The 14,323-nt window shown below is 71.3% G+C and carries 11 protein-coding genes; 6 read left to right on the forward strand and 5 right to left on the reverse strand.

The window, feature by feature from the left end:
* The first annotated feature begins 72 nt into the window (after positions 1-72).
* A complete protein-coding gene (locus ACFWV8_RS13340) occupies positions 73-711 on the forward strand; it encodes a nucleoside/nucleotide kinase family protein (protein WP_384200564.1) in 639 nt (212 codons plus the stop codon).
* 135 nt (positions 712-846) lie between these two features.
* Positions 847-1,830: a hypothetical protein gene (locus ACFWV8_RS13345; protein ID WP_384200566.1), complete on the forward strand. Its 984-nt coding sequence runs from the start codon at positions 847-849 to the stop codon at positions 1,828-1,830.
* Here ACFWV8_RS13345 and ACFWV8_RS13350 read toward each other — a convergent pair.
* Positions 1,823-2,806: an aldo/keto reductase gene (locus ACFWV8_RS13350; RefSeq protein WP_384200568.1), complete on the reverse strand. Its 984-nt coding sequence runs from the start codon at positions 2,804-2,806 to the stop codon at positions 1,823-1,825. The genes ACFWV8_RS13345 and ACFWV8_RS13350 overlap by 8 nt on opposite strands.
* A gap of 68 nt (positions 2,807-2,874) precedes the next feature.
* A complete protein-coding gene (treZ, locus tag ACFWV8_RS13355) occupies positions 2,875-4,656 on the reverse strand; it encodes a malto-oligosyltrehalose trehalohydrolase (protein WP_384200570.1) in 1,782 nt (593 codons plus the stop codon).
* Between the two features lie 227 nt (positions 4,657-4,883).
* Between treZ and ACFWV8_RS13360 the strand changes: the two genes are divergently transcribed.
* On the forward strand, positions 4,884-5,432 hold the full coding sequence (locus ACFWV8_RS13360) for a DUF1707 and FHA domain-containing protein (RefSeq protein WP_384200572.1): 549 nt from the start codon (positions 4,884-4,886) through the stop codon (positions 5,430-5,432).
* A 27-nt stretch (positions 5,433-5,459) separates the two neighbouring features.
* Positions 5,460-6,011 carry a hypothetical protein gene (locus ACFWV8_RS13365; RefSeq protein ID WP_384200574.1) on the forward strand — a complete coding sequence of 184 codons (552 nt, stop codon included), beginning with the start codon at positions 5,460-5,462 and terminating at the stop codon, positions 6,009-6,011.
* 30 nt (positions 6,012-6,041) lie between these two features.
* Here ACFWV8_RS13365 and treY read toward each other — a convergent pair whose 3' ends face one another.
* The gene (gene treY, locus ACFWV8_RS13370) at positions 6,042-8,384 is read right to left on the reverse strand and encodes a malto-oligosyltrehalose synthase (protein WP_384200576.1); all 2,343 of its coding nucleotides are present in this window, start codon (positions 8,382-8,384) and stop codon (positions 6,042-6,044) included.
* 190 nt (positions 8,385-8,574) lie between these two features.
* Positions 8,575-10,698: a glycogen debranching protein GlgX gene (gene glgX / locus ACFWV8_RS13375; RefSeq protein ID WP_384200578.1), complete on the reverse strand. Its 2,124-nt coding sequence runs from the start codon at positions 10,696-10,698 to the stop codon at positions 8,575-8,577.
* A gap of 400 nt (positions 10,699-11,098) precedes the next feature.
* Here glgX and ACFWV8_RS13380 point away from each other — a divergent pair, with 400 nt between their 5' ends.
* Complete coding sequence (locus tag ACFWV8_RS13380; RefSeq protein ID WP_384200580.1) at positions 11,099-12,331, forward strand: SAV2148 family HEPN domain-containing protein; 1,233 nt, start codon at positions 11,099-11,101, stop codon at positions 12,329-12,331.
* Positions 12,332-12,416: 85 nt separating this feature from the next.
* A complete protein-coding gene (locus ACFWV8_RS13385) occupies positions 12,417-13,139 on the forward strand; it encodes a 3'-5' exonuclease (protein ID WP_384200582.1) in 723 nt (240 codons plus the stop codon).
* Between the two features lie 196 nt (positions 13,140-13,335).
* Here the strand turns inward: ACFWV8_RS13385 and ACFWV8_RS13390 are convergent, their stop codons facing one another.
* Positions 13,336-14,211, reverse strand: coding sequence for a phosphotransferase enzyme family protein (locus tag ACFWV8_RS13390; protein WP_384200584.1), 876 nt, complete (start codon positions 14,209-14,211; stop codon positions 13,336-13,338).
* Positions 14,212-14,323 lie beyond the last annotated feature (112 nt).

The raw sequence follows: 14,323 nt of genomic DNA on the forward strand, positions 1-14,323 counted from the left end.
TATGACTACTGGTCGGGCAAGGCGGCGGAAGGGCCACCTGGCCCCCACCGCCCCGGATGGAACAATGCCGCCATGGACGCGCGGCAGCTCGACGTACTCATCCGTCGCGCCCGGGGGCTCGCCGCCACCGGGCAGCGCCGGATCCTCGGCATCGCGGGCGCGCCGGGTGCGGGGAAGTCCACGCTCGCGGGGGAGCTCGTCGCGGCGCTCGGCGGGAGTGCCGTGCTCGTGCCCATGGACGGCTTCCACCTCGCCCAGGCCGAGCTGCACCGGCTCGGCCGCGCCGAGCGCAAGGGTGCGCCCGACACCTTCGACGCTGTCGGCTACGCCGCGCTGCTCGGGCGCCTGAGGGCGCCCGCGCCGGGGGTCGTCGTCTACGCGCCCGCGTTTGACCGCGCCCTGGAGGAGGCCGTGGCGGGCAGCATCCCGGTCGGTCCGGACGTACCGCTCGTCATCACCGAGGGCAACTACCTGCTGCACGACGACGGCGCGTGGGCGCCGGTCCGCGCGTTCATCGACGAGGCGTGGTTCCTGGAGCTCGACGACGCCGTACGCCTACGGCGTCTGGTCGACCGGCATGTGCGCTTCGGCAAGGAGCGCCCCTACGCCGAGCGCTGGGTCAGGGACTCCGACGAGGCCAACGCCCGGCTCGTCGCACGGGGCAGGCACCGCGCGGACCTGGTGATTCCGATCACGGTCGGCCCCGGCTGAGCCGCATCGTATGCCCCCGAACCGCCATCTGGGGGTGCTGAGGGCCTACCATCGAACGTTCGACGGACGTGACGATCACAGGGGCAACGGGGACCGGGGCGCGAAGCCGAGCGGGATCATGGGGAGGCGGACGACGTGGGGTTGTTCAGGCGCGGGCCGAAACGAGACGGGCGCGAGATGCCTCGCGATCCCGAATTCACCTTCTTCTCGACCGACGAGGCCGCACTCTTCCGCAGCCAGGTGCGTGAGGCGTTCGCCGAGCGGGGCCTGGAGGTCACCGTCTACTCGGACCTGGTGACCGACAGCGCGGGACGGCAGTTCGGGCTCTCCAACCTCGCCGCCGTCTGTCACAACGACGACCGCGGCGCCCGCGTCTGGGGCGAACTCGTCCGGCAGCACGCCGGGATGGTGCTGCGGACCATGGACGGCCCCTCCGCCCTCGACACCCTGTCGCCCGCGCAGATCCGGGCCCAGCTCTACCCCCGGGTGATCAGCGGCGACAGCCTCGACGCGCAGGCCTTCGCGTACGCGCGCTCCGTCGCCCCCGGACTGTACGAGATCCTCGCGCTCGACCTCCCCGAGAGTGTCATGATGCTCACCGACGAGGCGCTGGAACCGTTGGGCCCGCTGCACGAGTTGCGGGCGCAGGCCCTCGGCAATCTGCGCCAACTGCCCGTCGAGGGACGGGAGACGGTCAAGGACGCGGGGGGCATGCGGTTCGAGGTCGTCATGGGCGACTCCTTCTACACCGCGAGCCGCGTCCTGGCGCTGGACAGCCTCGTACACCAGATCACCGGGCGGCAACTCGGCCCGGACGGCGCGCTGGTGGCGTTCCCGTTCCGCCACCAGCTCGCGTTCCATGTCATACGTGACGCCGGCCTCATCCCGTCGCTGAACGCGATGGCGTCGTTCGCCGCGTCCGGCTTCGAGGACACGCCGGGCGCGATCAGCCCGTACGTCTACTGGTGGCGCGACGGCACGCTGACCCAGCTCAGCGACAAGGACGAGGGGAACCACGAGGCGGGCGGGCTGCGCATCGTCGTCGGCGAGGACTTCCAGGAGCTGCTGGAGCGACTGGTCTCACCGTCGGAGCCCGACGGCCCCGAAGCCTTCAGCTGAAGCGCGACAGCACGCTGTACGGATACGGCAGCGGGCGTGCGCTCGCCTCGTCCAGCCGGGATGTCTGACTGGCCGTCAACTCCCAGTCAACCGCGCCCAGATTGTCCGTCAGCTGGTCGAGCGTCCGCGCGCCGATGATCGGGGCCGTGACGCCCGGCCGGTCCAGCAGCCAGCGCAGTGCCACCTGGGAGGGTGTGCGTTCCGTCTCGGCGGCGACCGCCTGGACCGTCTCCACGACCCGCCAGGTCTCCTCGTTGTCCCGCGCCCGCCAGCTCTCGCCGTCGCCGTGGGACTCGCGGCTGCCGGCCGGGACCGACGTCATGCCGCGCCGGTACTTGCCCGTCAGCCAGCCGCCCTGAAGCGGGCTGTAGGGGATGACACCGACTCCCGCCGCCTCGCTCTGGGGCAGCAGCTCCCACTCCACCTCGCGCGCCAGGAGGTTGTAGATCGGCTGGAGGCAGACGTACGGCTCCCAGCCCCGCCGGTCGGCGACGTCGCGCGCCCGCTGGAGCTGGCCGGGTGAGACGTTGCTCGCGCCCAGGTAGCGGACCTTGCCCGCCTTGACCAGGGTGTCGAGCGTGCCGAGTGTCTCCTCGATCGGTGTCCTGACGTCCCAGACATGCGTCTGGTAGAGGTCGATGTGGTCGGTGCCGAGCCGCCGCAGGCTCGCCTCCACCGACGCGATGATGTGCTTGCGGCTCAGGCCCCCCTCGTTGGGCCCCTCGCCCATCGGGAGGGCCACCTTCGTCGCGATGACGAGCCCGTCGCGGTCGCGCCCCTTCAGCCAGCCGCCGATGACCTCCTCCGAGACGCCCCGGCCGTACGCGTCGGCCGTGTCCAGGAAAGTGCCGCCGGCCTCGGTGAAGGTGTCGAGTATCCGGTGCGCGCCCGCCTCGTCGTCCTTCATGAAGGTCATCGTGCCGAGACAGAGTTCGCTGACGCGGAGCCCGGTCCTGCCCAGATTTCGCTGCTTCATGATGTGAACGCTAGACGTTCGAGCGCACACGAACACGGGTGGTTTCACTCACCGCTGATTCCACCGGTTCAGCCTCCCGCGAGCACCGCGCACGATTCGGGCGGCAGCCGCAGCACGCCCTCCGGACCGGGCGCCTCCACCGGATCCCAGGCCAGCAGCACCTGACCACTCCGGTCCCCCAGCGGGATCTCGGCAGGGCGCGCGGACAGGTTCAGGGCGACCCGTACGTCGCCGCGCCGGTACGCGAGCCAGCGCGCGCCCTCGTCGTACGCCACCTTCACCGTCGCCAGGTCCGGGTCCGACAGATCCGGATGGCTGTGGCGCAGGGCGATCAGATCGCGGTGCCAGGCCAACAGACGGGCGTGCGGCTCGCGTTGTGCCTCGGTCCTGTCCAGGCACGAGCGGTCGCGCGTCGCCGGGTCCTGCGGGTCGGGGATGGACTCGGCCGCCCAGCCGTGCGCCGCGAACTCCCGCCGCCTGCCGGTGCGTACGGCCTCCGCCAGCTCAGGGTCCCGGTGGTCGGTGAAGAACTGCCAGGGCGTACGGGCCCCCCACTCCTCACCCATGAAGAGCATCGGCGTGAACGGGCCGGTGAGTACGAGCGCCGCGGCGCACGCCAGCAGACCGGGGGAGAGCGTCGCCGAAAGCCGGTCGCCGAGCGCCCGGTTGCCGATCTGGTCGTGCGTCTGCGCGTAGCCGAGGAAGCGGTACGAGGAGGTCCTGGCGGGGTCGAGAGGGCGGCCGTGTGTCCGGCCCCGGAAACTCGAATACGTACCGTCGTGGAAGAAGGCACGCGTCAGGGTCTTGGCCACCGCGGCGAGCGGCTCGGCCGCGAAGTCCGCGTAGTAGCCCTGCGATTCGCCGGTGAGCGCGGCGTGCACGGCATGGTGGAAGTCGTCGTTCCACTGGCCGTGCAGCCCGATACCGCCCTCCGCACGCGGTGTTGTCGTACGAGGATCGCCCAAGTCGGACTCGGCGATCAGGAACAGCGGCCTGGCCAGCTCCGCCGAGAGCCCGTCGACGGCGGCGGACAGCTCCTCCAGGAAGGCCAGCGCGCGGGTGTCCGCGAGCGCGTGGACCGCGTCGAGGCGCAGCCCGTCGAAGCGGTAGTCCCGCAGCCAGGCGAGCGCGCTCCGAAGCAGATACGCGCGGACCTCGTCCGAGCCGGGGGCGTCGAGATTGACCGCCGATCCCCAGGGGGTGTGGTGGGTATCGGTGAAGTACGGGCCGAACAGGGGCAGGTAATTGCCGGACGGGCCAAGGTGGTTGTGCACGACGTCGAGCACGACGCCCAGCCCCAGCTCGTGCGCCGAGTCGACAAAACGCTTCAGCGCCCCGGGGCCGCCGTACGGTTCGTGCACCGCCCACAGCGACACACCCTCGTACCCCCAGCCGTGCGTCCCCGGGAACGGACACACGGGCATCAGCTCCACGTGCGTGATGCCGAGTTCGGCCAGCGGCGCGAGCTGGGCCGCCGCCGCGTCGAGGGTGCCCTCGGCGGTGAAGGTGCCCACGTGCAGCTCGTAGAGGACGGCGCCAGGGAGCGCCCGGCCGTGCCACGGCGCGGACCATTCGTACGAGGCGTGGTCGACGACCGCGCTGAGCCCGTCGGGGCCGTCCGGCTGGCGGCGGGAGCGGGGATCGGGCAGCACGGGGCCGCCGTCCAGCGCGAAGCCGTAGCGCGTGCCGTCGGCCGCGGGGGCGTCGGCGGTCCACCAGCCGTCGCGCAGCGGGTCGCGGGCCATGGCGTGGTCGGCGCCGCCCCCCTCGCCTGCGGAGCTGCCGGCCGGCTCGCCGATCCGGAGCGTGACACGGTCCTGCGCCTGCGGTGCCCAGACCTCGAACTGCACGGGTCGTCCCCCTCTGTCGTCGGCACTCTTCACCCACATGGTGACAAGGGGGCAGGCGGGAGGCCTGGTGATCGCGTCGATTCGGTGAACGCGTCACTCCAGAGGGTTCCCGGTCGTGTTCCGGTCGGGTTCCGGTCGGACGAGGGCGACGGGCAGCGGCGGAAGAAGTCCGGGTCTGAACAGGCCCCTTCTGGACACGTCAAGGACTCGGCCCGACAATCAGTTGTGTGACGTCCTCGTTCGAGTTCCACACGTATCCCGCGCGGCTCTCCGACGCCGAGCGCGATCGTGTGCTCGCCGTCCTGAGAGAAGGAATGGCGCAGGGCAGGCTGTCGCACGACACGTTCATACGGCGGATGGACCTGGCGCTGGCCGCGCGCAGGTCCGACGAGCTGGAAGTGCTCACGGCCGACCTGGACACCGACGGCCGCTGGGCGCGGCGGCTGTTCGGCGCGGTGGGGCGGGCCTCCGCGTTCTCCGCGCGGCTGCGCAGGGCCTGGCAGGTCGAGCGGCTGCCGAAGCTGCTGCTGCCCGACCCGGGCCCGTTCCCGCTGCGTATCGGCCGCGATCCCATGAACGGGCTGCGGCTCAGCCACGACACCGTCTCCCGGCTCCACGCCGAGCTGGGGATGCAGGGCGGGCGGTGGATCCTGAGGGATCTCGGGTCGACCAACGGCACGACGGTCAACGGGCGCCGGGTGACGGGGACGGTCGTGGTGCGCGACGGGGACATGGTGAGCTTCGGCGAACTGAGCTTCCGGCTCGCGGCGCACTGAAACGGCGGGCGTGGCAAGGGGGAGCGCATGGGCCGGTCCGACACCGACAGCGGAACGGACGAGGAACGGGCGTGGGACGCCTACGTCCGGGCGAGCGACGAGTTGTCCTCCGCGCGAAGGAGGCTGTTCGAAACCGATCCGCTGCCTCTGGTGCGCAAGGAACTGACTGGCGGGCCCGGCCTGTTCGCGGCGCTGAATCTGCTGATGGACGTCGGGTGGAACCGGCCGCGGCTGGTGCGCGCGCTCGTGCCCGAGCTGTACGCGTCCTCGCTGAGCCTCGGCAGGGCCGGCGTCTTCGCCCGGCTGGTCCTGCGCCGGCTGGCCCGCTCGGGCGACCCGTGCACGGAGGGCCTGCACGAGGAGATCGGTGAGCTGATGGAGCGGACACTGCGCGAGGAGGGCGACGACTCGCTCGCCCTGCGCGCGCTGGGGATGCTGCTGGAGGACATCGGGGCGACGGAACTGATCGCCCGCTTCCGGCAGTTCGGGCTGGCGTCGGCGGACGCGGACGTACGCGAGCTGATCACCGAGGACTACCCGGAGGACGAGTTCCCCGCGCCCCGGGCCCCGGACGCGTGAGCGACAGCCGGCTTCCGCCCGGTCGCCCGGCTACTCGCGCCGCGACAGCAGCGCCACCGGGCTCGCCGACAGGAGCTCCGTCAGGGAGATCGGCCCGCCGGCGAACTCCCGGTCCGGGGAGAGCGCGTCCGTCCAGCGGCCCGCGGGCAGTTCCAGCACCGTGCCCGACCAGCCGCCCGACGAAGCCAGGCGCAGCGACAGCCTCGTCACCACCGAGATGACCTCGCCGGAACGGGAGAACGCCGTGCAGTGGTCCGTCGCCGGACCGGTCGCCTTCAAGGGCGTGTACGTGGACGACTCCGCGAAGGCGTGCGGGCGTTCGCGGCGTAGCCGCAGAGCCGCCACCGTGAGCACGGTCTTCTCGTCGGGCGGGCCCGTACGGAAGCGTTCGCGGTTGTCCGGGTCGACCAGGGCCAGATACTCCCGCTCGGTCCGCTGGTAGATGTCCGGCACACCCGGCATCGTGAGATGGACCAGCGCAGCCCCGAGCGTGTTCGCCCTTACGTACGGGGCGAGTTCACGGGTGAGACGGGCCACCGCCTCGCGCGGTCGGCCCGCCGGACCCGCCGCTACGAAGTCCCGTACCGCCTGCTCGTACACCGGATCGGGCTCGGTCCAGCTCGTGTGCAGCCCCGCCTCCCGTACGGACTTGAGCAGCGCGGGCTCCATCCGGGCGCCGCCCGGCGGCGCTTCCGACGGGGTGAAGCCGATGGCCGTCTGCCAGGCCTGCCAGGCCAGTTGGGCGTCCGGCGCGGGAACCCCCGCAAGCTGCCGCAGCAGCGCGTCCCACCGTTCGGGGCACTCGGACAGGACGGCGATCGCGGCCCGTACGTCCGCGCTGCGCTTGGTGTCGTGCGTCGTCAGTACGGTGCCGGTGGCCGGCCAGTCGCGGGCCAGGCGCGCGCAGTAGTCGTGGAAGCGCTCCGGGCTCACCGCGGGCCGCCCAGGGTCGCCGCCGACCTCGTTCGCGGACAGCAGCGGCACATGGCGGTAGAAGGCCGTGTCCTCGACGGCCTTGGCGCGCAGCGCGGACGACGTCTGGGCGAAACGCGCGCAGAACGCCGCCCGGTCGGGGCCGCCCCCCAGCCGGCCGAGCGCCAGCTCCCGTACGACGTCGACGGCCGCCGCCTCCTCCGGCACGGCGAACGCCGCCTTGGCCTGCCGCGCCGCCTCCTTGGACACCGCCGCCTCGTCGGACTCCCGGCACGGGCCGCCCGCGACCGTGTAGGGCCGGTAGACGGGCACCCGTACCAGCAACTCCCTGATGGCCGTCCGCAGCGCCCACGGCGCGTGGTCGCGCAACGCGGCGTCGCTCGCGCAGATCCGCTCCGCGATGCGGGCCAGCGCCGAGGTCTCGGCGGCCAGTTCGTCGATGACGACCTTGTACATCGCGCGCCGCACGGTCGCTTCCCAGTAGCCGCCCCGGTCGCCCGCGGGCCCGGTGAAGTCCCGGAAACGGTGGGCCAGTTCGTCGGCGCCGACCGGGTCGGTGAACAGCCCATCGATGCGGTGCAGCGCGTCGTAGCCCGTCGTCCCGGCCACCGGCCAGTTCGCGGGCAGCGGCTCGTCACCGGTGAGGATCTTCTCCACCACCGTCCAACAGGCGCCGCCCGTGGCCTCGTTGAGCCGCCGCAGATACTCCTCGGGGTCGGCGAGACCGTCCGGATGGTCGATTCGCAGACCGTCGACGACCCCGTCCCGTACGAGTTCGAGGATCTTGGCGTGGGTCGCGGTGAAGACCTCCGGGTCCTCCACACGTACCCCGATCAGCTCCGAAATGGTGAAGAAGCGGCGGTAGTTGAGCTCGGTACGGCCCAGGCGCCACCACGCGGGCCGGTAGTGCTGGGCGTCGAGGAGCGCGGGCAGCGGCAGCTCCGCCGTGCCATCGGCGAGCGGGAAACGCAATTCGCCGTGGTGCAACATGCCGTCGGCGACGCGCAGTTCGCCGAGTTCACCGCCTACGGGGCCCGGCAGGACGGGCAGCAGCAGCTTTCCGCCGCCGGCTTCCCAGTCGATGTCGAACCACCGGGCGTACGGGGACGCCGGACCCTCCCGCAGCACCTCCCACAAGGCCCTGTTCTGCGAGGGCGCGGTCGCCATGTGGTTGGGCACGATGTCGAGAACGATCCCGAGCCCGTACTCGCGGGCCCGGTCGGCCAGCCGCCGCAGCCCCTCCTCACCGCCGAGCTCCGCGCGCACGCGCGAGTGGTCGACCACGTCGTATCCGTGGGTCGAGCCCGGCATGGCCTCCAGCACCGGCGACAGATGCAGATGCGAGACCCCGAGCGCGGCCACGTACGGCACCGCCTTGGCGGCGGCTGCGAAGGGGAAGTCCGGCTGGAGCTGGAGCCGGTAGGTGGCAGAGGGCGTCATGCGAACGTACGTACCCCGCTCAACGGCTTCTGTGTCATCCGGTCATGCGTTCGGCAGCCGACCGGCCACGGGAGCGGCCACGACACGGATGCCATCGTGCCACGGCGCACGCGACGGGCCGGGACCGGGTACGGACTCCGTGCGCCCGCCCCGGCCCGTCCGTAAGCGCCCAGGCCCGTCCGCACCCCGCCTACACAGACCGCATCAGCACCGTCATGCTGCGGCCGATCATCGTGATCCGCTCGCCCGCGTCCACCTTCGGACCGTCACCCGGCGGCACGCCCTCCGGACGCGAGGTGTCCACGACGATCCGCCACTGGCTGCCGTGATCCACGGGCACGGCGAACTCCAGCGTCTGAGCGCTCGCGTTGAACATCAGCAGGAACGAGTCGTCGGAGATCCGCTCACCGCGCGGCCCCGGCTCCGAGATGGCCTGCCCGTTCAGGAAGACCGACATGGCCTTCGCGTCGGTCGCCTGCCAGTCGCCCTGGATCATCTCTTCACCCTCAGGGGTGAACCAGGAGATGTCCGACAGCTCGTCGTGCATCCCCTCCACCGGACGGCCGTGGAAGAACCGCCGCCGCCGGAACACCGGGTGGTCGCGCCGCAGCCAGACCATCGTCTGGGTGAAGGCGAGCAGGCCCTTGTTCTTCTCGTCGCCCTTCTCCGGCCAGTGCACCCAGGCGACCTCGTTGTCCTGGCAGTACGCGTTGTTGTTGCCGCCCTGCGTACGGCCGAACTCGTCGCCGTGACTGAGCATCGGCACGCCCTGGGACAGCATCAGCGTCGCGATGAAGTTGCGCACCTGACGGTCGCGCAGCTCCCGCACCTCCGGGTCGTCGGTCTCGCCCTCCACCCCGCAGTTCCAGGAGCGGTTGTGACTCTCGCCGTCCCTGTTGCCCTCGCCGTTCGCCTCGTTGTGCTTGTCGTTGTAGGCGACCAGGTCGTGCAGGGTGAAGCCGTCGTGGCAGGTCGTGAAGTTGATGGAGGCCAGCGGGCGCCGCCCGTCGTCCTGGTACAGGTCCGACGAGCCGGTGAGCCGCGACGCGAACTCCGCCAGGGTGCGCGGCTCGCCCCGCCACAGGTCACGGACCGTGTCGCGGTACTTGCCGTTCCACTCGGTCCACAGCGGCGGGAAGTTCCCCACCTGATAACCGCCCTCGCCGACGTCCCACGGCTCGGCGATCAGCTTCACCTGGCTGACCACCGGGTCCTGCTGGACCAGGTCGAAGAACGACGAAAGCCGGTCCACCTCGTGGAACTGGCGGGCCAGCGTGGCGGCGAGGTCGAAGCGGAAGCCGTCGACATGCATCTCCTCCACCCAGTACCGGAGCGAGTCCATGATCAGCTGGAGCACGTGCGGACTGCGCATCAGGAGCGAGTTCCCGGTGCCGGTGGTGTCCGTGTAGTAGCGGGGGTTGTCGGCGCCGAGACGGTAGTAGGAGGCGTTGTCGAGGCCCCTGAAGGAGAGCGTCGGGCCCAGATGGTTGCCCTCGGCCGTGTGGTTGTAGACGACATCGAGGATCACTTCGATGCCCGCCTCGTGCAGCGCCTTCACCGCCTGCTTGAACTCCAGCACCTGTTCGCCCCGGTCTCCCCAGGAGGCATAGGAGTTGTGCGGGGCGAAGAAACCGATGGTGTTGTAGCCCCAGTAGTTGTTGAGACCGGCGTCCACCAGCCGGTGGTCGTTGACGAACTGGTGCACCGGCATCAGTTCCAGCGCGGTGACCCCCAGCTCCGTGAGGTGTTCGATCACCGCCGGATGGGCGAGCCCCGCGTACGTACCGCGCAGCTCGTCGGGCAGCTCCGGGTGCAGCATCGTCAGGCCCTTCACATGGGCCTCGTAGATCACGGTGCGGTGGTAGTCGGTCCGCGGGCGGCGGTCGTCGCCCCAGTCGAAGTACGGGTTGACCACGACGGCCGTCATCATGTGCGGGGCGGAGTCCATGTCGTTGCGCGAGTCGGGCCTGCCGAAGTGGTAGCCGTACACCGACTCGTTCCAGTCGATGCTGCCGCTGATCGCGCGGGCGTACGGGTCCAGGAGCAGCTTCGCCGAGTTGCAGCGCTGCCCGTTCTCGGGCGCGTACGGCCCGTGGACCCGGAAGCCGTACCGCTGGCCGGGCATGATCCCCGGCAGATAGGCGTGCCGGACGAAGGCGTCCGTCTCGCGTAGCTCCACCGCCGTTTCTGATCCGTCGTCGTGCAGGAGGCACAACTCGATCCGGTGCGCGGCCTCTGAGTAGACCGCGAAGTTGGTTCCGGCGCCGTCGTAGGTGGCGCCGAGGGGATACGTCTGTCCCGGCCAGACCTGCATAGATATGACTCTTCCATTTCTGATCCGGGTGCGGGGGCCTTCTTCGATCAGATACTCCCCGAAAGAGGCGCAACCTCCTAGGAGGCCCGTTCGGAAGCCGGGCCGGAAGCTGTCGAACGAAGCGGTGGGTCAACTTCGGGTTCTTCGGGCACCACCCCGTTGCCGGACCGTGTCCTGACGTGGCATATGGCCGGATTCAGACCATACGATGCCCCTCGTCCGACCCCCCGTCACCAGGCCCAATGCCTATGAATCATCCCACTCCGGCCGAGATCGGCACACAGAACGCCCGCCCGCGCCACAGGAGTTGAGAAACGAGCCTGCGCATCCGGCTGCACCTCCTCCCGTTTGCGCAGTACCCTTCCTTGATCGTTGAAAGGGGAGGGAAGGCGGTGCGCGGGTGAGCTCGGGAGGGCTGGAGCTACCCCCAGGTGACCCAGGTCACGAGGGGGTTTCCGGCGACATCCCGCCCGGAGCGGTCTCCCTCGCACGGCCGATGGAGATCGGGGCGGAACTGGACTGGGGTCCGGAGGCCTGGAGCGAGGTGCGTACGCGCGCCCAGCGGGCCGGCCGGGCCTATATCTGGCTGAATCTGGTCGAACAGCGGCTGCGTGCCGTCGTCTCGGCGATTCTCAAGCCGATCTATGAGCCGGTGCACGGCGACGACTGGGTGGTGGCCGCCGCCGGACCGGCGGGCCAGGAGTGGGTCCAGCGTGCCGTCGCGGTCCGCGAGGTGTCGCGCCGCAAGGGCTATCTGCTCGACCCGGCCGACGACAACGTCCTCAGCTTCCTGACGCTCCCGCAACTGCGGGAGCTGATGGTCCAGCACTGGCCGGGCTTCCAGCCGTACTTCGACGACCGCCGCGACGTGGAGCTCGCCCTGGACGAGCTGGAGGTCGCCCGTAACGTTGTCTCCCGCAACCGGGCGCTGTCCGAGGCCGTGCTCGCGCAGGCCGAGCGGGCGTCCGCGCGGCTGCTGGAGATCCTGGGCAGCGGGACGGCCGTACCGTCCGCGGACCGGCTCAGGGTGGACGCCGTGGAGGATCTGGTCGGCGACCGGTACGCGGACGTGGTCTCGGTCCATCCCGACCGGGTCCGTCTCCAGCGGCAGATCCCCGCCGAAGACCTCTTCGGCGGCGCGCGGCGCCTCGACGCCGTCGGGATAGGCCTGAACCTCCTCGTGCAGAACTTCTCCGGCCGGCGCCTCGTCAGGCTCGCCGAGTCCGGCTGCCGGATACGGCTGCTCTTCCTCAACCCGGCCAGCAGCTCGGTCAAGCGCCGCGAGCGCGAACTGGGCCTCAAGAAGGGCGAGCTGAGCCGCTCCGTGGAGATGAACATCCTGCACATGCGCCGGGTGCGCTCGCGGCTCCGGGACCCGGACGCCTTCGAGATCCATGTCTTCGACGAGACGCCCCGCTTCACCGCGTACCTGGTCGACGGGGACGGCGCGGACGGCCTCGCGGTCGTGCAGTCGTATCTGAGACGGGCGCGCGGCATGGAGGCGCCGGTGCTCGTGCTGCGGGGCGCGGGACGCGATGTGGTGCGGGTGGGCCAGGACACCGAGCACGGGCTGTTCCAGACGTACCGCGAGGAGTTCGAGTCGGTGTGGGCCGACTCGCGCCCCGTCTCCTGAGGCCGGGTCAAGGCTCCGCCCGGCGTTGTCAGTGCCGCGTGCGAAGGTGAATGTCGAACGGGGAGAAGCGTGAAGGAGGACGGGGATGAGCTGGCACGGGGAGCCGTTGGCCGGATTCGATCTGGAGACGACCGGCACGGAGCCGCTGGAGGCGCGCATCGTGACCGCTGCGGTGATCGCGGTACGGGACGGCGCGGTGGGGGAGCGGTGGGACTGGCTGGCCGATCCGGGCATCCGGATCCCGGAGCAGGCGTCGGCGATCCACGGGGTCACCAGCGAGCGGGCATCGGCGGAGGGGCGGCCGGCACGTGAGGTGGCGGACGAGATCGCGGCGACGCTGACGGGGTACTGGACACGGGGCGTGCCCGTCGTGGCGTACAACGCGTCATTCGATCTGACGCTGCTCGCGGCGGAGTTGGCGCGGCACGGGCTGCCGTCGCTGAACGACCGGATGGGCGGCGGGCCGATCGGCCCGGTGATCGATCCGTACACGATCGACCGCGCCGTCGACAAGTACCGCCGGGGCAAGCGGAATCTGGAGGCGGTCTGCACGGAGTACGGGGTGGTGCTGGAGGGCGCGCACAACGCGGGCCAGGACGCGCTGGCGGCGGTCCGGGTGGCGACGGCGATAGCGGCCCGCCACCGCCAGGTCGCGTCCCTCACGGCGGCGGCGCTGCACGAGCGGCAGATCGCCTGGTACGCGGAGTGGGCGGCCGACTTCCAGAGCTTCCTGCGCCGCAAGGGCAACGCGGAAGCGGTGGTGGACGCGGACTGGCCACTGCGCGAACTGGTACCCGCGACAAGCTGAGCGCGGGGGGCAACGTGCCTGTCCGGCCTCGCACCTAGCCCCGCCGGCGTTTGAGGCGCGGGGTCCGGGGCAGAGCCCCGAAAATCCGCCCGCCCGGCGTTTGAGGGCACGGCCGGAGGCCGTACGGGGTCCGGGGCGGAGCCCCGGTTGTGGGAAGGGGCGGGTAGGGGTACAGCCCCGCGCAGCGGCCCACCCGTCAGAAGGGCCGCCAGCGCACCCCGGCGTCACCGTCCCGCAGCGACGCCACCCGCCGCCGAAACTCCGCGAGCGCCCCCGGATTCGTCGGCGCGTGCTGGGCCACCCACGCACAACTCGCAGTCTCCCGCGCCCCTCGCAGCACCCCGCAGCCCGACCAGTCCCGCACGTCCCAGCCGTACACGGCGGTGAAGGTGTCGTACGCCTCCGAGGACATCCCGTACCGGTCCCGGGACAGCGCCATCACCACCAGATCGTGCTCACGCAGATCCGTGGCGAAGGTCTCCAGGTCCACCAGGACCGGTCCGTCCGGGCCGACATGGACGTTGCGGGGCAGCGCGTCGCCATGGATCGGCCCCGGCGCGAGGTGCGGGGTGAGCGCCGCCGCGGCAGCGGCGAAACCGTCCCTGCGCTCGCGCAGATAGCCGGCGTCGGCCGGGTCGATCGCGTCGCCGGCGATCCGCAGCCACCGCTCCACGCCGCCGAGCAGCTCCCTGCGCGGCAGTTCGAAGGGCGGCGCGGGCAGGGCGTGGACGAGCCGGAGCAGTTCCGCCAGGTCGGCGGGGCCCGCGGGCCGTACGGCAGCGGGCAGCCGCCGCCAGAGCGTCACCGGATGGCCGTCCACCGTGCGGGCCTTGGGCTCCGCGGCCCGGACCGCCGGGACACCGCTCGCCGCGAGCCAGTCCGCGACGGCCAGTTCACGCTCGGCGCGGGCCAGTAGCTCCGGGGCTTCGGCCAGGCTCCGGCCGACCTTGACGACCAGCTCGCCGACGCCGAACACCGCGTTCTCGCCCAGCGCCAGCAACTCGGCGTCGGGCCCCGGCCCGTGCGGCAGCTCCGTGGCGTCCAGTACGGCGCGCGCCCGTGCCTCGTCCATCGGACCCCTCCCGTCACTCTCCGGTCGCTCCGGCGAGATCGGCCCTCAGTCTCGCATTCACGCGGGTTCGCTCGATGAACCCCTCACTGGTCAGCACCCTGACGAAGGCCGC

The organism is Streptomyces sp. NPDC058665 (assembly GCF_042714995.1).
GTDB lineage: Bacteria > Actinomycetota > Actinomycetes > Streptomycetales > Streptomycetaceae > Streptomyces.